The organism is Actinoplanes sp. TFC3 (assembly GCF_001553785.1).
Taxonomy (GTDB): domain Bacteria; phylum Actinomycetota; class Actinomycetes; order Mycobacteriales; family Micromonosporaceae; genus Actinoplanes.
Window position 1 is genome coordinate 2311448 of the sequence record NZ_LOJP01000001.1, and the last position, 19213, is coordinate 2330660.

Here is a 19213-nt window from a genome sequence, read left to right on the forward strand (position 1 = left end):
GCGCAGGCCAGGAGGGCGTCCGCGAGGGCGGTGCTGGTCACCGGCTTCATGCGGTGATCGTGCCAGAGATCAGCCGCCCTGCTGGCCGGGACAGTTGATCGTTGCCGGAACGGTGACCGTGGTGCCGCCGGCGCGGACAGTTACCTGGGTGACGCCCACGCCGGGGCCTGCCGCGGTGCGGACGTTGTGCAGGTCCACGTGCCCGGCGCCGGAGCTGTCGGTCACGAACGTGGATGTTCCGGAGAACCGGCCGATGCCCGTGGCCGAGTAGGTAGTGCCGGCCAGGCCGGCGTCGACGGTGACGCGCACGTGGGCGCCGAGGTCGTCGCAGTAGGTGCCGAGGTATTGCTCTGCTGTGATCGTGCCGATGGCAGAAGGAACTGTGTCTGCGAGCGCGACCCCCGGCAGCGCGAAGGCCCCCGCCAGCGCCGCGGCTCCGACCACACTTCGAATCCCGATCATGCCAACCTCCCCGTCAACGCCCATCCACTATGGATGCGCGCCGCCCACGATAACGATGACCCACCACCATCGCCGTGGAGAGAGAAGGCGGCAGCGTGTCCCGACGAATCCCGGTTGTGCCTGCACGGTGTCGCGCGAAGCGCGGGCGAGTGCCGGCGGTGCGGTGCGAACTCACACTTTCGTCCCCGGGGGTGCCCCGGAGAGACCTCGCCGAAGCGACGGTCAGCTCGGGACACGCTGCCTGGACCCAGCATAGGGCCGGTGGTCCAAGAGGAGGCTCTCGATCCGCTTGAACCACCGGCAACCTCTTCGCTACCCGCTCACCGACGGACTAATCACCCGTTCGAGAAGTGGGGGCAGAAGTTCTTCGAGGACGGTGATTCCGTCAGCGCTGAGCACCGATTCGGGGTGGAATTGCACGCCCGCGAACCCCTTGCCGCGCAGCGCGTGGACCGTTCCGTCCGCATCTGCGGCCAGCTCGACGCCCTCCACCGGTCCGGCAACAGCGGTGAAAGACGAATAGAAGCCTACTTTTCTGGTACGCCCAAAGAGCCCGATTTCGCGCGCCAGCCCCTGATACGGCAAGTCGCGCCGCAGCAACGGCAACCCCAGGATCCCCGCCAGGATCTGATGACCGAGGCACACGCCCAGCACAGGTTGCCCGGTTGCCAGGGCGCGGGCAGCCACCTCGCGCAATCGGTGCATCTTCGGCGTGCTGCCGGCCGGGTCACCCGGGCCGGGGCCGAGGACCAGCAGGTCGGCCGGGGGAATGTCCGGGGTGGACCAGGCGGCCACGGTGACCGCCAAGCCGAGGGCACACAACTGGTGGCGCAGCATCGCGGTGAAGGTGTCCTCCGCGTCCACGATCACGGCGGTGCGGCCCTCGAGTTCGGGGATGCTGAGCTCGCCCGGGCGGCGCTGGTCCAGCCAGAAGCGGGCCAGGCCGTCGTTGCGCCGGGCCAGCGTTGCGAGATCGGCGGGCTGTGGTCGTACCGGATGAATGGTCTTGACGGTTGCTTGGAACGCGGACAGGACGCCGGCCGCCTTGGCGTGGGTTTCCGCGACCTCGCCCGCGGGGGTGGAGTGGCGCACCAGCGTGGCCCCGACCGGAACCCGCAGCTCGCCGGCGGGGGAGATCTCGGCGGTGCGGATCAGGATGGGCGCGTCGAGGGTCTGGCGGCCTTCGTCGTCGTGGCCGAGCAGGGCCAGCACCCCGGCGTAGTAGCCGCGGCCGCGATGTTCGTGACGGGCGATCACCCGGCAGGCGTTCTCGATCGGGCTGCCCGTGACGGTCGGGGCGAACATGGTCTGGCGCAGCACCTCGCGCACGTCGAGGGCACCCCGCCCGGCCAGCAGATACTCGGTGTGAGTGAGGTGGGACATGGTTTTCAGGTACGGACCCACGACCTGACCGCCGTGCTCGGCGACCGCCGCCATCATCTTGAGTTCCTCGTCGAGGACCATGTGCAGTTCCTCGATCTCCTTGGCGTCGGCGAGGAATTCCTGCAGCGTGCGCGTGCCGTCGTGGCGGAACGTGCCGCTGATCGGGTTCATCATGGTCAGCCCGCCGGCCACGCTGACATGGCGTTCGGGGGTCGCGCCGACCAGCGTGCGGGTGCCGGTGTGCACCAGGAACGTCCAGTACGCGCCGCGCTCACCGAGCAGCAGGGTGCGAAACGCCGCCCGGGCCGCTTCGAGCGGGTCGCCGTCGATGGTGGCCTCGTACCCGCGGTGGATCACGAAGTTGGCGCCCTCGCCATGCCCGATCTCCTCCGCGAGGACCGTTTCGACCAGGTGCTCGTACTCCTGGTCGGCGATGTCGAAGGCACCGCCGCGGATGCTCGCCGGGGTGGCGGGCAGCGAGGCGATCAGGTCTGCCAGCGCCACGGTTTCGTGCCGGCTGATCTGCAGGGCTTCCAGCGGGGTGCCGTCGTCGATGCAGGCGAAGCCTCGCTCGGCGACCTGCCGGTAGGGGATCAGCGCGAGGGTCTGCGGACCGGGGCCGGCCGGCAACGGGAGGTCCGCGAGGGTGGCGACGGTGGTGAGGTCGCCGGTCAGAACGTCGACGTGCTCGGCGCCGTCGCGGTGCAGCAGGGCGAAGGGTTTCATGGGTCCTCGATCGGTCGGGACCGCCGCCGAGGAACCTTGCTGCACTTACAGCGACGGCCGCCTCGGGGAGGCGGCCGCGTTTGTGGGTTACGCGCGGGGAGGTGTGGCCGCCAGGTCGGCGGGCCACCACATGCTCAATCGCGCGTGCATGCCGGGCAGGCTAGCAGGTTCAGCCGTTGAACGCTGTCTTGACGGCCCGGCGGGCCCAGATCATCCGGCTCTGCGCGCAGTCGGGGTGCTCGCCGAACTCCTGCGCGACCAGGGCGGCGCAGCCGTGCTCGCCGAGGCGGTCGACGGTGGCGCTGACCGCAGCCCGGATCGTCTCGGGGGTGGGTTGCTGGGAGATCTGCAGGTAAGAGACGAACAGCGCCTCGGTGCGCATGTCGTCGTCGGTGTCGAGCGGGGTCATCGGTTCCTCCTGCCGGCCGGCGTGAGCGGGCTGTACACCAAGCACATACGCCGCAGGATGCATCCTCGCTGCGTAAGAGTTGCGATGCGGTTGCGGAGATCAGAAGTCACACCTACGGGAACCGGATATGGTCGGAAATATGCTCGTAGTGTGGAGGGGGCTCCCGTGACGGTGGTGCTGGTCGCCGACGATGACGCCGACATCCGGGACCTGGTGGCGTTCAAGTTGGAGCAGGCCGGGCTCGAGGTGATCGCCGTCGAGGACGGGCAAGCCGCGCTCGAGCAGGCCCGCACCCGCCGCCCCACGCTGGCGGTGCTCGACGTGTCCATGCCCGCGCTGTCCGGGATCGACGTGTGCCGGATGCTGCGGGCCGACCCGGCCACCGCGGGCATCCTGGTCATCATGCTCACCGCCCGGGTGCAGGAGCAGGACGTCGAGGGCGGGTTCAGCGCCGGCGCCGACGACTACGTCACCAAGCCGTTCAGCCCCAGGGAACTGGTCTCGCGGATCCAGGCCCTGCTGAGCCGGACGCGCGCTTGATGCCGGTCGCCTGAATGCGCCGCAACCGCAGCATTGGCCGGCTGCTCACCCGGGCGTTCGGAACCCTGGTGCTGCTCATCGTCTGCTCCGGGGCCGCCGAGACGACAGCGCTGGTCCTGCAGCAACGCGTCGTGCGGGAGCTGTCCCAGCACGTGCAGCCGCTGGAGCTGGCCAACGCCGACCTGCGCAGCGTGCTCGGCGACGCTCAGCGCGGCCTGCGCGGTTACCTGCTGACCGGCGACAGCCAACTGCTCGACACGTACCACGTGGCTCGCAGCGACTACTACACCTCGAGCCGGCGACTGTCCGGGCTGGCCCGCGACGCCGAGCGCGACGCCGTCACCAAGCAACTCGCCCGCGCCGAAACCTGGTGGGCGCTGGCCGAGAATCAACGCCAGGCCCCGCCGCGCAGCGACCTCGCCGCCCAGTACGTCACCCAGGGCAAACCGCTGTTCCAGGCGTTCGCGGTGGAGAACCACGACTTCGACGCCACCCTGGCCGTCCGCGCCGCCAGCCTGCAGAACCGCAGCTCCCGGCTCAGTGCGATCACGGTGGCCGTCGTTGTCGCGCTGACCCTGCTCGCGGCGGCCACGGCGGTGCTGGCCGCCCTGCTGACCACCCGCCGGATCACCCGCCCGCTGGCCGGCGTGGTCGCGGTGATCGACCGCCGCCGCACGGGCGCGCTGGATTCGCGGGCCGACGCCGGGACCGGGCCCACCGAGATCCGGGCTGTCGCGCAGGCCGTCAACGAGATGGCTGAGGAGGCCGACCACGCGCGCCTGGCCGAGGCCGAGATCGCCCGGATGCGCAGCGAGGTTCGCGCGCTCGGCTACCGCATCCGTGCCCACCTCAAGGTTGAGGACGCCATCAGCGAGGCCGTGCAGGGCCTGGCCACCACGATCGGCGCCGACCACGTGCTGCTGCGCATGGCCCCCGGGCAGATCGGGGTGCCGCCGCTGGCCAGCCTGCACGACGAGCACGACGACGGCGTGCTGGCGGAGCTGGCCCGCGCCGACGTCACGTGGCTCAAGTCCGGCGACGTCTGGGCCGACGGCGAACCCAGCGGCGGATCCGAGCCGCCCGAAGCCGAACGCCGCGCGTGGGCCGCGATCGGCGGGGGTCCCGTGCTCACGGTGGCGCTCAGCGGCGGCGACGAGTGCCTGGGCGCGCTCACCCTGATCCGCGATCACGGCCCGGCCTTCTCGCCGGTCGAGGTGCGCCTGAGCGAGGTGGTCACCGCCGACCTGGGCCGCGGCGTGCACCTGGCCCGCCAGTACGAGCGCGAGCAGCACCTCGTGGCCCGCCTGCAGGAACTCGACGTTGCCAAGACCGACTTCATGTCGACCGTCTCGCACGAGCTGCGCACGCCGCTGACCAGCATCGCCGGCTACGTCGAGCTGCTGCTGGACTCCGATGCCGGGGAAGTCGCGCCGCCGCAGCGCCGGATGCTCGACGTCATCGCCCGCAACACCCGCCGGCTGCGCGAGCTGATCGAGGACATGCTCACCCTGTCCAAGATCGAAGCGGGATCCTTCCGTACGGCCAGACGACCCGTCGACCTCGCCACGCTGGCCAACCAGGCGATCGCCGCGATCACCCCGGCGGCCCACAAGGGTGAGGTGAACCTGTGCCCCGACCTGGCCGGCCCGCTCGAACTGGCCGCCGACCCCGAGCAGCTCGACCGGGTGCTGATGAACCTGCTGTCCAACGCGGTCAAGTTCACCCCGCCCGGCGGCAAGGTCACCGTGCGCGCCGGCCGCGACGGTGACCAGGTCGAACTCGTGGTCGCCGACACCGGCATGGGCATCCCGCCCAGCGAGCAGGAGTCGTTGTTCGCCCGCTTCTTCCGCGCCACGAACGCCATTCACCAGGCCATCCCGGGCACCGGGCTGGGCCTGGCGATCGTGCGGACCATCGTCGACAACCACGGCGGCCGGATCGCGGTGAGCTCGCAGGAAGGCGCCGGGACCACGGTGACGGTCCGGTTCCCGGTCGCCTGATACTCAACGGGTGGACATCGCCCTGGCCCGGGACCCGCAACCCGGCCTCACCGAGTTGATCAATCAGGCCTACCTCGAAGGGGAGAAGGGTTTGTGGCGCGCGGGGGCCGTACGGATCTCGGAGCCGGAGCTGGCCGAGCTGATCGGGCGCGGGGAGATCGCAGTGGCCCGGCAGGCGGGCCGGTTGGCCGGCTGCGTGCGCGTGGTGCAACCCGAACGCGGCGTCGGTGAGCTGGGCCTGCTGGCCGTTGCGCCTTCGCAGCAGGGTAGTGGGGCGGGGCGGGGGCTCGTACGCTTCGCCGAACAATGGGCCCGTGACCGGGGCTTGCCGGTAATGCAGCTGCAGTTGCTGGTGCCCGCGACCGGCGAGCACCCGGTCAAGCAGTTCCTGCGCGCCTGGTACACCCGGCTCGGGTTCCGGCTGGTCGACTCCGGCGAGGTAGCCGGCCACCACCCCGACCTGGCCCCGCTGCTGGCCGTCGAGTGCCGGTTCCTGACGTTTCACAAAGACCTCAGGCCCTTATGAGTACGCGTACGGATGGCCGCCGCCGCCGTTGCGACGAGACTTGCCGGCATGCGTAAGCGAATCTCCATCGTCCTGGCCACCGTCGGCATGGCCGGGGTGGTCGTCACCGGTGGCTGCTCCATCGTCGAGAACATCTGCGGCGACGGCGAATACCCGGCCATCGCGGTCGGCCCCGAGGGTGGCAGCGCCTGCTTCCCCGACGGCCAGGAGCCGGCCGCGCCGTACGTGCGCTACCCCGAGGGCAAGGTGCCGCAGCAGGTCGACGACAAGTGGGACGTGTACTGGCGCACCCACGGCGTGGACGAGCACGGCACCATCATCGACAGCTGAGCCTGCGCGCTGTTACTGACGGTAGGTTTCCAGGAAGCGGCGCAGGCGGTCGGTGGCGTCGTCGAGCACATCCACCGGCGCCAGGAAGACCAGCCGCAGATGATCGGGGGTCGGCAGGTTGAAGCCGGTGCCGTGCGACAGCAGCATCAGCTCCTGTTCGAGCAGGTCGATGATCAGCTTCTGGTCGTCGCGGATCTTGTGCACCTCGGGATCGAGCCGGGCGAACAGGTAGAGCGCGCCGCGGGGGAGCACGGCGTCCACGCCGGGAATGGCATTGAGTTTGTGATAGGCGTGGGTGCGCTGTTCGTACAGCCGGCCGCCGGGGCGGATCAGCGTGGTGATGCTCTGGAACCCACCCAGCGCCGTCTGCACCGCGTGCTGGGCCGGCACGTTGGGGCACAGCCGCATGTTGGCCAGCAACTGCAGGCCTTCGAGGTATTCGGTCGCGTGGGCGGTGGGGCCGCTGACCGCCATCCAGCCCGAGCGGAAGCCGGCCGCCCGGTAAGCCTTGCTCAGCCCGCCCATCGTGATGACCAGCAGATCCTGGGCGAGCGCGGCGGCGCAGTGGTGCTTGGCGTCGTCGTACAGAATTTTGTCGTAGATCTCGTCGGCCAGCACCAGTAGACCGTGCCGGCGCGCGATGTCCAGCAACCCCAGCAGCGTCTCGCGGGAGTAGACGGCGCCGGTCGGGTTGTTCGGGTTGATGATGACGATGGCCCGGGTGCTCGGGGTGATCTGTGCGGCGACATGCTCCAGATCAGGCTCCCAGCCCTGCGTCTCGTCGCACCGGTAGTGCACCGGCCGGCCGCCGCACAACGTCACCGCGCCGGTCCACAGCGGGTAGTCCGGACTCGGGACCAGCACCTCGTCGCCGGTGTTGAGCAGGGCCTGCAGCGACATCACGATCAACTCGGACACCCCGTTGCCCAGGAACACATCATCCGGCTGGACGTCCTGCACCCCGAGCGTCTGGTAGTACTGCGCGACGGCCACGCGGGCCGAGTAGATCCCGCGGGCGTCGCTGTAGCCCTCGGCGGACGGCAGGTTGTGCACCATGTCCGCGACGATCGGCTCGGGCGTGTTGAGCCCCCACGGCGCCGGGTTGCCCAGGTTCAGCTTCAGGATGCGGTGCCCGGCGCTCTCCAGTTCCTGAGCGCGGCGCAGCACCGGGCCGCGGATGTCGTACCGGACGTTCTTCAGCCTGTCTGCCTGCGCCACCATGCACCCGAGCCTATCCGGCCGCGGGTCGATCAACCTGCGTCGCGATGGCCTGCAGCTTGGCGATGTGCGCCTTGAGCGCCGCCCGGCCCGCCTCCGAAAGGTTCACCCACGTGCGGGGACGCTTGCCGACGTAGCCCTTGCGCACCTCGACGTAGCCGACCTCGTTCAGGTGCGACAGGCGCTTCGACAGAGCCGAGTCGGACAGCTGCACGGAGTCGCGCACGAAGGCGAACTCGGCCCATTCCGCGCCGGCCAGCAACGCCACGATCGCCAGCCGGGTCGGGTCGAGCAGCAGCGGATCCAGGTCGGTCATTTGTTGCTGACCCGGGTGAGCACCCGGTTCTCCCACCACGGCCCGGCCAGCATGACCAGCAGGCCACCAGCGATGCAGTACCACAGCACGAAGTGCGGCACCTGCAGCCGGCCCGCGCCCAGCGCCAGGGCCACGAGAGTGATGGCGAACACCAGCGCGACGCCGAACCTGCGCACCGGCTTGGCGGTCAGCCGCGGGCTCACCTGCCGGCCGAAGAGATGCGAACCCCACCGGCTGCTGCGGGCGATGCTGAGGAACAGCAGCGCCATGCTGATCACCGAGCCCCAATTGCGCATGACATCGGGAGCCAGTTCCTGGGCCACTCCGTACCCGATGAGAAAGAGCCCGCTGCCGATCCACCACCACCGGGACGAGCGGGCAGCGGTGGCGGACTGCTCCCGGCGCTGCTGAATCGCGTCGAGGGCCTGGCGTGCTTCCTGCGGTGCCGGCGTCGTCATGACGCGCCTCCATCCGTCGAGGGAATTACTTTCTCCAGAGGAAAGTACCCCTCCACTTTCCTCCGCGGCAAGTACTTTCCTGGGAGTGATGCGCCAGAGTGCTGTCCGTGATGACTGAGCCGGTGAAGCACGAGCACACCCATGTACGGCTGTTGGCCGGCCACGCCAGCACCGGCCGGCCGGTCCATGAGCAGGTGCCTGCCGCCCTGGTTGAGCAGGCGATCTATGACGTGCTGGCAAGCCCGGCCATCGCTTACGGTTTCGCGGCCGGTGACCGAGTCCGGGTCGGCGAGGACGGGTCGTTCACGGTGCTGCAGCGCGGCGGGAATCTGTGCGTGGTGCTGCTACCGGCCAATCCGCCGTCCGACGCGGACGCGCAGCCGCGAGCTGGCCAGCGCGCGGCGGGTGCCGCGCCGGTGGGAGGGCAGCTTGCGGCGCGCCATGCTTGCTCGGCGCTGCGCAGGTGGGGCCAGCCGGGCTCTACCTGGCCACCGGCAGCCTGCTGCTGCCGGTGGTCGTGCACATCGTCATCGGCCTGAGGTCGCTGCTGATGATGCCAGCGAAGGCTGCAGCGCCACCCCTGTCGCCGCAACCGTGAACCAGAAGACGCTGCCGCCGCCCGGGTTGGCTTCGACGCCGATCTCGCCGCCGTGCAGGTCGACGATGCGCCGGCACACGGCCAGCCCGAGGCCGGTGCCGGGGAAGCCCTCGGCCGCCGGGGCACGGTGGAACGGCCGGAAGATCCGGGTGCGCTGATCCTCCGGTACGCCGATGCCGCGGTCGGCCACCTCGATGCGCCACCACCCGGGCGTAGCTTCGCGCGCCGACACGGTGACGCGCGCGGCGGTGCCGTGGCGCACGAAGCGCGTCGCGTTGTCGACGAGTTGGCCGACGACCTCGCCGTACAGGTGCGCGTCAACCATGATGGTGGGCAGGTCGGCGACGTCGATGCTGGGGCGCTCGCCCTCGACCGAGTCCAGCCGGCCGGCCACCACGCCGAGGGTGAGCCCGGTGGCGTCGACCGGTTCCAGCTTGAGCGCCGCCTCTCCGGCCTGCGAATAGGTGAGCAACTCGTCAACCAGGGCGAGCATGCGCCGGGTGCTGGCGCCGATGCGATGCAGGAACCCTCGCGAAGCCTCATCGAGCTGGGGTGCCACTTCCTCCAGCAGCAGGTCGGTGAACCCGGCAATGGTGTGCAGCGGGGCGTGCAGGTTCTCCCCGGCCGCCGCGGCGAACCCGGTCAGCTCCTCCTCGCGTTCCTTCAGCGCCGCCACCGCCGCCGCGGCGTGAGCCTGGGCCTGCTGCTCGGACGCCTGGGCGTGAGCCAGCCGGGCGCGCTGGCTGCGCGCCGCCGAGAATGCCGCCAGGACGGACCCGGCCAGCAGGAACGACACGATCGCCGAGCCCAGCATGCTCAGCGGCGCGACCAGGGTGCGACCCGTGCTGATCAGCGGCGTGGCCGGCGTGACAGTGACCTGCCAGGCGTGACCGGCCAGCGGGATGTCGATCTCGGCCTGCTCGCTGGAAGAAGCCGAGCCGAAGCGGGCGATCTCCCGCGACGAACCCGACGGCGTCGTCTCGTTGAGCACTGCTCCCACATCGGTCACGCCGGCCCCGCGCAGAGCATCACGCAGCAGGTCGGACGCTCGTACCCCGATGATGACCCAGCCGCGGAACGCCGTGTCGTGCACCGGGTTGATCAGCTCGAACGCCTGCTGGCGGTGCGCCGGCGGCAGGTCGAGGTCGGCGGGCAGCACGTGCGCGGGGCTAGCGATCAGGCGCCCGGACTCGCGGGCCAGGTCGAGGCCGCGGGTCAGCGCGGGGGAGGGCCGCAGCTCGGTACGCGCCGGCGGCGTGCTGCCGTCCAGGGTGCGCTGGGCCAGCACGGTGTAGGTGGGGGAGACCACGACCACCTGGTGCGCGCCCTCGAGGCGGCCGGTGCCGATCTGCGACACGAGCGAATCGAGCGCGGTGGCCGGGGAGGACGAGGCTGCCGCGGCGGCGACATCGTGCAGCGTGTCGGCGTACTGCTGGAATGTGGTGTCCAGGGCGGCGCGCACGCGCGCGCTGCGCAGGGCGAGTTCCGCCGAAGCCGCGTCATCCGCAGCCGCTGACAAACCGGTCGCCGCCACGGCGCCGGTGCCGAGGCCGGTCACGAGCACGGCAGCCGCGACGGCCACCGCTCGCCGGCCGGGGGCGCCAATCCACCTGGAGATGTTCACGCAGCCATATTCGGCACTGGCCGTCCGGCGATTGAGGTGCGGGCAGCAAGGTTGCGGCTTTGCACCTCAAGCAGGGGGAGCAAACGGATAAGTTGGACGGGTGGGGGCCACCGTGCTGCTGGTCGAGGACGATCCGGACATCCGGCACCTCGTCTCGTACAAGCTGGGCAAGGGTGGGCTGGACGTGATCGCGGTGGCGGACGGGGTGGCCGCGCTGCGGGAGGCCCGGGCCCACCCGCCGGACCTGGTGCTGCTGGACGTGCGGATGCCGCGGCTGTCCGGGATCGAGGTGTGCCGGGAGTTGCGGGCCGGGCCACTGACCGCCGACGTACCGATCATCATGCTCACCGCCCGCTCCCGGCCGCAGGACCTGGAACAGGGGTACGCCGCCGGCGCCACCGACTACGTGGTCAAGCCGTTCAGCCCGCGGGACCTGCTCGCCCGGGTTGAGGCGGCGCTGGCCCGGGTCGCCGGCTGATGCAGGCGCTGTTCACGATCGTCCTCGAGATCCTGCTGGCGATCGTGGCCGGTACCGCGCTGGGCATCGTGCTCGTGCGGCTGCTCCGCCGCTCCCGGCAGCGCCGCCAGGCCCGGTTGGCGGCTGGGCCGCGCCGCTCGCTGCTGGCCTTCGTGGCCGACAACGGCGAGGAGGGCAGTCACGACCTGGTGGCCATCCCGGAGGACGCCTGGCGCGCCGCCGAGCCGCACGCGCTGGCCTTGCTCCGCAAGCTGCGCGGCGAAGCCCACCTGGGCCTGGTCTCGGTGTTCCTGCGGCGGGGGACCGCCCGCACCGCCCTGGGTCAGTTGCACTCGCGCAGCCCAGTCCGGCGGGCCCGCGCGGCCCAGGTGCTCGGCGATCTGGAGTTGCGTCAGGCGGTGCCGGAGCTGTGCCGGTTGCTGACCGATCGGCATGACGAGGTGCGGGTTGTGGCCGTACGGGCGCTGGGTCGCATCGGTGACCCCGCAGCGGCCTGGCGCATCATCGCCGCGCTGGACCGCAGCGACCCCGTTCCCTCGCTGCTGGCCACGCACACGCTGGTCCAGCTCGGGCCGGAGGCCGAGGTGACGCTGTCCGCCGCGCTGGACCACCCGCAGGCCCGGGTCCGCGCGGTGTGCCTGGACGCGCTCGGGCTGCTCGGCGCGACCGGGTCGGTGCATCGCATCGCCCGCGTGCTCAAGGAAGACACCCACCTGGACGTGCGGATCGCGGCTGCCGCGGCCCTGGGACGACTGGGTACGCGCGGAGCCCTCGATCCCCTCACCCTCGCCCTGCACAGCTCGCGGCCACCGGCCCTGCGCGCGGCAGCGGCCAAGGCTCTGGGCGACCTCGGCGCGACCTCCGCCGTGCCCACCCTCACCGCGCTGCTCACCGACGACGCGTTCCACGTGGCCCACGAAGCCGCCCACGCCCTGCGCCACATCGGTCCTGAGGGGCTGGCCGCGCTGCAGGAGTCGGACTCGCCGCACGCCCTGGAGGCGCTGGCCTTGGCCGAGGTGCTCACCGAGCGGAAGGCAGGTGTCCCGGCGTGATGCTGGAGCTGGTCCGGGACGTCCTGCGCTGGGCGGACCTCGGCATCTTCGTCTATTTCGTGGCGCTCAACAGCGGCTACCTGATCCTGATCGCCCTGGCCGGGCTGGAGTTCGCCAAGCACCTGCGCCGGATGCCGTTCGCGGGCTCCGACGACATGTTCCGCAGCCCGCTCACCCTGCCGGTGTCGGTGATCATGCCGGCGTACAACGAGGGGCCGGGCATCGTGGCGGCCGTGCAGGCGATGACCGCGCTGCGCTACCCGCGCTACGAGATCGTGGTGGTTGACGATGGCTCCAGCGACGACACGTTCGAGCAGTTGCGCACCGGCTTCGAGCTGGTCGAGGTGCCGCGGGTGGTGCCCGACGACGTGGCGTACCGCTCGCAGGTGCTGGCCGTGTACGTGGCCCGCGCCAATCCGGAGACGCTGACGGTGGTGCGCAAGACCAACGGCGGCAAGGCGGACGCGCTCAACGTCGGCATCAATTTGTCCCGGCATCCGCTGATCTGCATGGTCGACGCCGACTCGGTGCTCGACCCGGACGCGTTGCTGTCGGTGGCCAAGCCCTTCGGTGACGACCCGCTGCGCGTGGCGGCCTGCGGCGGGGTGGTGCGCATCGCCAACGGCTGCAAGGTGATCGGTGGGCGCGTCGTCGACGTGCGGATGCCCAAGCCGTGGCTGCTGCGCATTCAGGTGGTCGAATATTTGCGGGCGTTCCTGATGGGCCGCACCGGATGGTCGCGGCTGGGCGGGCTGGTGGTGATCTCCGGGGCGTTCGGAGTGTTCCGGCGCGATCTGGTGGTGGAGATCGGTGGCTTGGACCCCGGCACCATCGGCGAGGACGCGGAGCTGGTCGTGCGCCTGCACCACCACCTGCGCCAGCGCAAGCAGGACTACCGGGTCATCTTCGTGGCCGAGCCGGTGAGCTGGAGCGAGGCGCCGTCGAGCCTGCGGGTGCTGGGCCGCCAGCGCCGCCGCTGGCACCGGGGCATCGCCGAGATCCTGGGCAAGCACCGCACCATGATCGGCAACCCGCGCTACGGGCGGATCGGGTTGGTCGCCTTGCCCTACTACGTGGTCTTCGAGCTGCTGGCCCCGTTCATCGAGCTGGCTGCCCTGCTGCTGTTGCCGCTCGGGCTCTGGGCCGATGCCATCAACACGGGGTTCGCGCTGGAGTTCGTGCTGGTGGCGTACGGATATGGCATGCTCGTCAGCCTTTCCGCCCTGTTCATCGAGGAGGTCTCGTTCCACCGCTACCCCCGGTGGTCCGATCTCGCGCGCGGCATGGCAGCGGCCTTCCTGGAAAACTTCGGATACCGCCAGATCCTGGCGTTCGCGCAGGTCCGAGGTGCTCTGGCCGCGGTGCACGGGCGTCAAGCCGTGTGGGGCGTGATGAACCGCGAGGGCTTCGACTCAACCCTGGAAAGCGCCGGATCGTTGCATCGGGTGCCGTAACCCCGGGTGATCGGCGGGCAGGCTGCGCCGGATCACCCACCAGCTCACCGCCAGGCTCGCTGCCACCAACGGCCAGGTCAGCACGCCCCGCGCGATCCCCAGCGCCACCACCGCATGCGCCGCCCACAGCGGGATGAAGATCGCCAACCGCACGACATACTGCAAGACCCAGATCCAGGACCCGCGACTGTACGCCCGCAGCAGCGCCGGATCCCGTCGCCACCTCGTCTTCTGGCCCAGCACCGCGCCCACGATCACCCCGAGCAGCGGCCACCGGATGACGATGCTGACCGCCCAGGCCAGCGCGCTCGCCGCGTTCGTGACGATCTGCAGCAGGAAGAAGTCCTCCGCGCGCCCGGTGCGCAACGCCACCAGCGCGGCCACACACACGCCCAGCAGCCCGATCAGCACCGCGCGTGGCTTGTCGCCGCCGCGCAGCCGGATCACGCCGACGATCACGGCGGCCACCACCGCGGCCCCGGCGCCGGTCCAAATCGAGCGTCCGCCGGCCAGCCACCCGGCCACGAACACCACCGGTGGCACCGTCGCGTCCAACGCGGCCCGCCGTCCGCCCAGCAGATCGGCCAGCGACTCCGGCTCCGCCACGCCGCCCCCTCATCCCGCGCCTGAGAAAGGCAAGCCTACCTTTACCTGTGTGACAAGAACACCGGGCGATGCCCAGCCACCGGCGGCGAGCTACTCCTTGGCGCACTTCGAGAACCTGTACCTGGCCAAGGACGACCCCTGGGACAACGCGACCAAGTGGTCCGACCAGCGCAAATACGCCGTCACCATGGCCAGCCTGCCACAGCAGCGCTACCGCAACGCCTACGAGCCGGGCTGCGCGGTCGGCATCCTCAGCCGCCTGCTGGCCGCTCGTTGCGACGCGCTACTGGCCGTAGATGCCGTCCAGGCGGCGGTGTCCCAGGCCGCCGGATATGTGGCCGATCTGTCCCACGTCCGGGTGGGCACCGCGGTGCTACCGGCCGACCTACCCGACGACACGTTCGACCTGATCGTGATCGGTGACCTGCTGTATTACCTCAGCGCCGAGGACCTGCAGGCGACCGTGGACGGGCTGATCGCGCGGCTGGAACCGGGTGGTGACCTGGCCGTCGTGCACTTCCGCGACCGCGACCACGGCGGCAACTTCGACGGCTTCAACGCCCACGCCATGCTGGTCGACCATGCGGAACTGACGCCGCTGGTGCATCACGACGACGACTGGTTCCTGCTCGACATCCTGCGGCGCTCGTAGGTCACTCGTTGATGCGCCGCAACGCCTCCCGCAGGTCCTTACGCTCCGGGACGCTGAGCGGCGCAAGCAGTTCCTTCTCCGCGGCGTCGCTGGCCCTGGTGGCATCGCGGACCGTGGCCCGCCCGTGCTCGGTCAGCTCCACCACGTTGCGGCGGCGGTCCTGCGGGTGTGGCTGCCGGCTGACCAGGCCCTTGCGTTCCAGCACATCAAGCAAGGCGACCATTGTCGTACGGTCGGAGCCCACCCGCTGTGCCACCTCGTGCTGAGAACTCGACTCGGCGCCGGCCAGCACGATCAGCACCCCCAGTTCGCGCCCGTCGATGCCGTACGGCGCCAGGGCCTCGCGATGCAACTCCTCCAGCCGTAGAGCCGCGTGCTTGAACAGATAACCCAAGCGCGCGCTCAGCTCCGGCGTGCCCTCTTCCCCGCTCGACATGCTCCGATCATACGGCTACGCTGATCGTCAGTATTACTGACGATTGGAGCTACTGATGATTCTGGTAACCGGCGGCCTCGGCTTCATCGGCTCGCACGCCGTGCAGGCCCTGCTCGACCGCGACGAGGAATGCGTGCTCGTGCAGCGCCGGGCTGCCGAGGTCCCGCCCGGCCGCTTCACCCGCCCGGTGCAAGTCGAGCAGGGCGACGTGGCCGACCTCGGCACCCTGCTCGACATCGGCAAGCGCCACCGCATCACCGGCATCGTGCACCTGGCCGGCTCGATGCCCTGGCCGCCCAGCGACGAGCCGGCCGTCGCGGCCACCCGCCGCTCGCTCGGCAGCCTGCTCAATGTTCTGCAAGCCGCCACCGACTGGGGTGTCCAGCGCGTCGGCGTGGCCAGCACCATCGGCGTCTACTTCGGCGGCGCCGTCGCTGGTGCCCTGCGCGAGGATCAGCCCCTGTCGATGGGACCCGGCCCGGTCATCCCCACGTTCAAGAAGATCGGCGAGCTGCTCAACGGCTTTGTGGCCGGTGCCGCCGGCCTCGACGTCGTCAACTACCGGATCTCCGGCACCTGGGGACCCCTGGGTCACGCCGACCCCTTTTTCGCCGGCCCTGCCCTCATCCACGCCGCCGCCGCAGGTGAGCCGGCCGACCTGTCCACCCTGTACGCCCAGCCGCACGCCGAGGACGCCCTCGACCTCTGCTACGTCAAGGATACCGGCCGGGCCATCGCGCTGCTGCAAACCGCCGGCACCCTCAACCACCCGACCTACAACGTCGCCTCGGGCCGCCCCACCAGCAACGCCGAGGTAATCGCGGCGATCAAGAAGGTTGTGCCGGACGCCCAGGTTGACCTGCCGGTGGGTGGGGAAGGCTCGGATGCGTACCTCGACATCACCCGGCTGCACGAGGACACGGGCTACCAGCCGGAGTACGACACCGAGCGGGCGGCCGCGGAGTACATCGCCTGGCTGCGAGCGGGAAACGAGCGGTAGGCCGGTGGGGGCCTCGGGCTGTCGTGTCCGGCGGCGAGCTTGGCGGCAGTCTCGCGGGCTTCGCTGAGGGAGGGCGCTTCAGCGCCGGGGCAGGCTACTGGAAACGAGCCGCCATCTATTAGATAGATGAACTCCTATTGACAGCGTCGTAACAGGGCCGCAATCTGTGTGAACGTTCACTGCTGCCAGTGGAAGGCTCACTTATGAGGGTTTGGCGAAGGATTCTGGCTGTTGGCGCTGCCGCTATGTGCACGGTCACCGCGCTTGTTGGCGTGCCGGGCCCGGCCCAAGCAGCCGGCACGCTGCCGTGTGACATCTACGCGAGCGGCGGCACTCCCTGCGTTGCCGCGCACAGCACCACCCGCGCCCTGTTCGGCTCGTACGGCGGCTCGCTCTATCAGGTGAGGCGGTGGTCGGATGGGGCTACCTCGAACATCGGGGTGCTCAGTGCCGGGGGCTACGCCAATGCGGCCACTCAGGACTCGTTCTGCTCGGGCACGTACTGCACGATTGTGCGGATCTATGACCAGACCTCGCGGCACAACGATTTGACCATCGCGCCCGGGGGTGGGGCCAATCCGACGGCTGATCAGGGGGCGAACGCGGCGGCGCTGCCGGTGACGGCGGGTGGGCACAAGGTGTACGGCGTCTACATCTCCGCGGGCAACGGCTACCGCAACAACGCCACGAACGGGGTGGCCACCGGCAGCGCGCCCGAGGGCATGTACATGGTCACCGAGGGCACCCACGTCAACGACCGGTGCTGCTTCGACTACGGCAACGCCGAGACCAACAACATGGACACCGGCAACGGCGACATGGACGCCATCTACTTCGGCAACCTGTGCTGGTTCTCGCCGTGCTCGGCCGGACCGCGGGTGGCTGCGGACCTCGAAAACGGCCTGTTCGCGGGCGGGGACGGCTCGTGGACGGCGAACACGGGCCGCAACAGCGCCTTCGTGACTGCGGTCTTGAAGAACAACGGCACGTCGGCGTACGCCCTCAAGGATGGCAATGCCCAGTCGGGTGGCCTGGCCACGCGGTACAACGGCGCGTTGCCGAGCCAGTCGGGTTACCGGCCGATGACCAAGCAGGGCGCGATCATTCTGGGCATCGGCGGGGACAACAGCAACGGCTCGGTCGGCTCGTTCTTCGAGGGCGTGATGACCAGCGGCTACCCCAGCGATGCCACGGAGAACTCGGTGCAAGCCAACATCGTGTCGGTGGGCTACGGCAAGAGCGTCACGTTTCCGGTCAACGGGGCTACGTACCGGCTGACGAACCTGCAGAGTGGCAAGGTGCTCGACGCGGTGAACTGCGGGACGGCCAACGGCACGGCGGTCGACCAGTGGGATGCGCTGGGCAACACCTGCCAGCAGTGGCGCTTTACGAGCGTCGGGGCGAACAAGTGGACCATCACCAACGTCAACGCGAACAAGGTGCTGGATGCGGTCAACTGCGGATTGGCCCTCGGTACGGCGGTCAACCTCTGGCAGTCGCTGGGCAACACCTGTCAGCAGTGGGCGGTGATCCCGGCCGGCAACGGGCGCTACGAACTCGTGGTCGAGAACAGCGGCATGGTGCTCGACGACACCAACTGCGGCACGGCCAACGGCACCAAGGCCCAGCTCTGGATGTGGCTCAACAACACCTGCCAGCTGTGGTCGATAGCGCCCTGAAGGCGAGGAGGCTCGGCGAGGATTGATCAGGAGCAACTTCGGGGAAGCTAGCCGCATGGCTGATTCGATGGAGGCTGTGCGGCGGCTTCTCGAGCTGCGCCACCGCAGCCGGCCGGAGGACCTGCCTCCGGCCCTGGCCGCCGTGGCGCCGCTGCTCGGCGCCGATCGGATCGTCGCGCTGATGATCGACTACGAGCAGATTTCGTTATGGCCCCTACGCGGTACGCCCGGGGACACCGATCCGCGCAAGGTCAATGACACCGTGGCCGGCCACGCATTCCGCACCACGCAGCCCACCGACGAGGACTCCTGCATCTGGTTGCCGATGCTGCACGGGGCCGAGCGCCTCGGGGTGCTGGAGGTCAGCCTGCACACCGATCCCGACGAGCAGTTGCGCCGCGACCTGACGGTGATCGCCGCGCTGGTGGCCGAGCTGATCGCCAGCCGGCGCTTCTACGGTGACGCGGTCGAGCTGACCCGGCGCCGGATGCCGATGCAGCTGGCCGCCGAGATCATTTGGAACCAGCTCCCGCCGCTGACCTTCGCGGCGAACCGGGCGCTGGTCACCGCCGTGCTCGAACCCTGCTACGACGTGGGCGGCGACGCGTTCGACTACGCGGCGAACGGCGATGTGCTGCATGTGGCGTTGTTCGACACGGTGGGACATGGGATCAGTGCGAGCGGGCTGACGACGCTGACGCTGAATACGTACCGTAATGCCCGTCGCTCGGGCCTTGGGCTGGCCGACACCTACCGGTCGATCGACAAATGGATCCGCTCGCAGTTCCCCGGGTCTTTCGTGACAGCGGTGCTCGCCGAGCTGGACACGACCACCGGCGTCTACCGGCGGATCGCGGCGGGCCATCCGGCCGAGCTGCACCTGCGCGGCGAGCTGCCGATGCCGGCGCTGCCCACGCCGACCGCGCTACCGCTGGGGCTCGGGCACATGGTGAAACGGCCACCCAGCGTCACCGAGGTGCTGCTCGAACCGGGCGACACGCTGGTTCTCTACACCGATGGGATCACCGAGGCGCGCTCGGCAGACGGGGAGCTGTTCGGCGTCGACCGGCTCGGCGAGTTCGTGTGCGCGCAGCTGAGCACCCGCACCCCGGCGGCGGAGATGATGCGGTGCCTGATCCACGAGATCGTCTCCTACGAGAACGGCGAGCTGCGCGACGACGCCACCGCTGCGGTCGTGCAATGGAATCCCGAATCGATTGAATTTCAATAGATACTGAGCGACAGTCAATACACTGCCGCTGTTCC

General features: G+C 70.0%; 21 protein-coding genes. 12 read left to right on the top strand and 9 right to left on the bottom strand.

Annotation, left to right across the window (positions count from 1 at the left end):
• Window positions 1-69 precede the first annotated feature (69 nt).
• The 3 genes from TFC3_RS10595 to TFC3_RS10605 all read right to left on the bottom strand — a co-directional run bounded on the left by TFC3_RS10595 (window position 70) and on the right by TFC3_RS10605 (window position 2980).
• Window positions 70-462 carry a hypothetical protein gene (locus TFC3_RS10595; RefSeq protein ID WP_153040170.1) on the bottom strand — a complete coding sequence of 131 codons (393 nt, stop codon included), beginning with the start codon at window positions 460-462 and terminating at the stop codon, window positions 70-72.
• A gap of 312 nt (window positions 463-774) precedes the next feature.
• Window positions 775-2571: an anthranilate synthase family protein gene (locus TFC3_RS10600; RefSeq protein WP_067498775.1), complete on the bottom strand. Its 1797-nt coding sequence runs from the start codon at window positions 2569-2571 to the stop codon at window positions 775-777.
• A gap of 169 nt (window positions 2572-2740) precedes the next feature.
• Window positions 2741-2980, bottom strand: coding sequence for a hypothetical protein (locus TFC3_RS10605; protein WP_067498777.1), 240 nt, complete (start codon window positions 2978-2980; stop codon window positions 2741-2743).
• A gap of 165 nt (window positions 2981-3145) precedes the next feature.
• Here TFC3_RS10605 and TFC3_RS10610 point away from each other — a divergent pair, with 165 nt between their 5' ends.
• From TFC3_RS10610 to TFC3_RS10625, 4 genes are read left to right on the top strand one after another with little or no spacing between them, the layout of a single operon-like run.
• Complete coding sequence (locus TFC3_RS10610; protein WP_067498779.1) at window positions 3146-3520, top strand: response regulator; 375 nt, start codon at window positions 3146-3148, stop codon at window positions 3518-3520.
• Window positions 3521-3534: 14 nt separating this feature from the next.
• On the top strand, window positions 3535-5520 hold the full coding sequence (locus TFC3_RS10615) for an ATP-binding protein (RefSeq protein ID WP_067498781.1): 1986 nt from the start codon (window positions 3535-3537) through the stop codon (window positions 5518-5520).
• A gap of 10 nt (window positions 5521-5530) precedes the next feature.
• Window positions 5531-6046, top strand: coding sequence for a GNAT family N-acetyltransferase (locus TFC3_RS10620; RefSeq protein WP_067498783.1), 516 nt, complete (start codon window positions 5531-5533; stop codon window positions 6044-6046).
• 48 nt (window positions 6047-6094) lie between these two features.
• Window positions 6095-6376, top strand: coding sequence for an SCO0607 family lipoprotein (locus TFC3_RS10625; protein ID WP_161952565.1), 282 nt, complete (start codon window positions 6095-6097; stop codon window positions 6374-6376).
• A gap of 12 nt (window positions 6377-6388) precedes the next feature.
• On the opposite strand, the gene TFC3_RS10630 is transcribed toward TFC3_RS10625, so the two are convergent.
• The 3 genes from TFC3_RS10630 to TFC3_RS10640 are packed head-to-tail and all read right to left on the bottom strand — an operon-like array spanning window position 6389 to window position 8368.
• A complete protein-coding gene (locus TFC3_RS10630) occupies window positions 6389-7597 on the bottom strand; it encodes a pyridoxal phosphate-dependent aminotransferase (RefSeq protein WP_067498787.1) in 1209 nt (402 codons plus the stop codon).
• Window positions 7598-7607: 10 nt separating this feature from the next.
• Window positions 7608-7910, bottom strand: a complete 303-nt coding sequence (locus tag TFC3_RS10635) for a transcriptional regulator (RefSeq protein WP_067498789.1) — start codon at window positions 7908-7910, stop codon at window positions 7608-7610.
• Window positions 7907-8368, bottom strand: a complete 462-nt coding sequence (locus TFC3_RS10640; protein WP_067498791.1) for a hypothetical protein — start codon at window positions 8366-8368, stop codon at window positions 7907-7909. The genes TFC3_RS10635 and TFC3_RS10640 overlap by 4 nt, the downstream gene beginning before the upstream one ends.
• A 98-nt stretch (window positions 8369-8466) precedes the next feature.
• Here TFC3_RS10640 and TFC3_RS10645 point away from each other — a divergent pair, with 98 nt between their 5' ends.
• The gene (locus TFC3_RS10645) at window positions 8467-8907 is read left to right on the top strand and encodes a DUF4265 domain-containing protein (protein WP_067498793.1); all 441 of its coding nucleotides are present in this window, start codon (window positions 8467-8469) and stop codon (window positions 8905-8907) included.
• Here TFC3_RS10645 and TFC3_RS10650 read toward each other — a convergent pair.
• Window positions 8896-10590, bottom strand: a complete 1695-nt coding sequence (locus tag TFC3_RS10650) for an ATP-binding protein (RefSeq protein ID WP_153040172.1) — start codon at window positions 10588-10590, stop codon at window positions 8896-8898. The genes TFC3_RS10645 and TFC3_RS10650 overlap by 12 nt on opposite strands.
• Window positions 10591-10690: 100 nt before the next feature.
• Here TFC3_RS10650 and TFC3_RS10655 point away from each other — a divergent pair, with 100 nt between their 5' ends.
• From TFC3_RS10655 to TFC3_RS10665, 3 genes are read left to right on the top strand one after another with little or no spacing between them, the layout of a single operon-like run.
• Window positions 10691-11068, top strand: coding sequence for a response regulator transcription factor (locus TFC3_RS10655; protein ID WP_067498797.1), 378 nt, complete (start codon window positions 10691-10693; stop codon window positions 11066-11068).
• Window positions 11068-12120 carry a HEAT repeat domain-containing protein gene (locus TFC3_RS10660; protein WP_067498799.1) on the top strand — a complete coding sequence of 351 codons (1053 nt, stop codon included), beginning with the start codon at window positions 11068-11070 and terminating at the stop codon, window positions 12118-12120. Before TFC3_RS10655 ends, TFC3_RS10660 begins: the two co-directional genes overlap by 1 nt.
• The gene (locus TFC3_RS10665; RefSeq protein WP_067498801.1) at window positions 12120-13574 is read left to right on the top strand and encodes a glycosyltransferase; all 1455 of its coding nucleotides are present in this window, start codon (window positions 12120-12122) and stop codon (window positions 13572-13574) included. Before TFC3_RS10660 ends, TFC3_RS10665 begins: the two co-directional genes overlap by 1 nt.
• On the opposite strand, the gene TFC3_RS10670 is transcribed toward TFC3_RS10665, so the two are convergent.
• Window positions 13533-14180 (bottom strand): DUF3159 domain-containing protein, encoded by a 648-nt coding sequence (locus tag TFC3_RS10670; protein WP_067498803.1) that lies wholly within the window; start codon window positions 14178-14180, stop codon window positions 13533-13535. The two genes, TFC3_RS10665 and TFC3_RS10670, sit on opposite strands and share 42 nt — an antisense overlap.
• A gap of 49 nt (window positions 14181-14229) precedes the next feature.
• Between TFC3_RS10670 and TFC3_RS10675 the strand changes: the two genes are divergently transcribed.
• Window positions 14230-14832, top strand: a complete 603-nt coding sequence (locus tag TFC3_RS10675) for an SAM-dependent methyltransferase (RefSeq protein ID WP_067498805.1) — start codon at window positions 14230-14232, stop codon at window positions 14830-14832.
• A 1-nt stretch (window position 14833) separates the two neighbouring features.
• On the opposite strand, the gene TFC3_RS10680 is transcribed toward TFC3_RS10675, so the two are convergent.
• Complete coding sequence (locus TFC3_RS10680; protein ID WP_067498807.1) at window positions 14834-15268, bottom strand: MarR family winged helix-turn-helix transcriptional regulator; 435 nt, start codon at window positions 15266-15268, stop codon at window positions 14834-14836.
• A gap of 55 nt (window positions 15269-15323) precedes the next feature.
• Here TFC3_RS10680 and TFC3_RS10685 point away from each other — a divergent pair, with 55 nt between their 5' ends.
• The 3 genes from TFC3_RS10685 (at window position 15324) to TFC3_RS10695 (ending at window position 19178) form a co-directional block, all read left to right on the top strand.
• The gene (locus tag TFC3_RS10685) at window positions 15324-16268 is read left to right on the top strand and encodes an NAD(P)-dependent oxidoreductase (RefSeq protein WP_067498809.1); all 945 of its coding nucleotides are present in this window, start codon (window positions 15324-15326) and stop codon (window positions 16266-16268) included.
• Window positions 16269-16513: 245 nt separating this feature from the next.
• Window positions 16514-17947 carry an arabinofuranosidase catalytic domain-containing protein gene (locus TFC3_RS10690; RefSeq protein WP_236718065.1) on the top strand — a complete coding sequence of 478 codons (1434 nt, stop codon included), beginning with the start codon at window positions 16514-16516 and terminating at the stop codon, window positions 17945-17947.
• Between the two features lie 55 nt (window positions 17948-18002).
• A complete protein-coding gene (locus TFC3_RS10695) occupies window positions 18003-19178 on the top strand; it encodes a PP2C family protein-serine/threonine phosphatase (RefSeq protein ID WP_067498813.1) in 1176 nt (391 codons plus the stop codon).
• The last annotated feature ends 35 nt before the right edge of the window (window positions 19179-19213 follow it).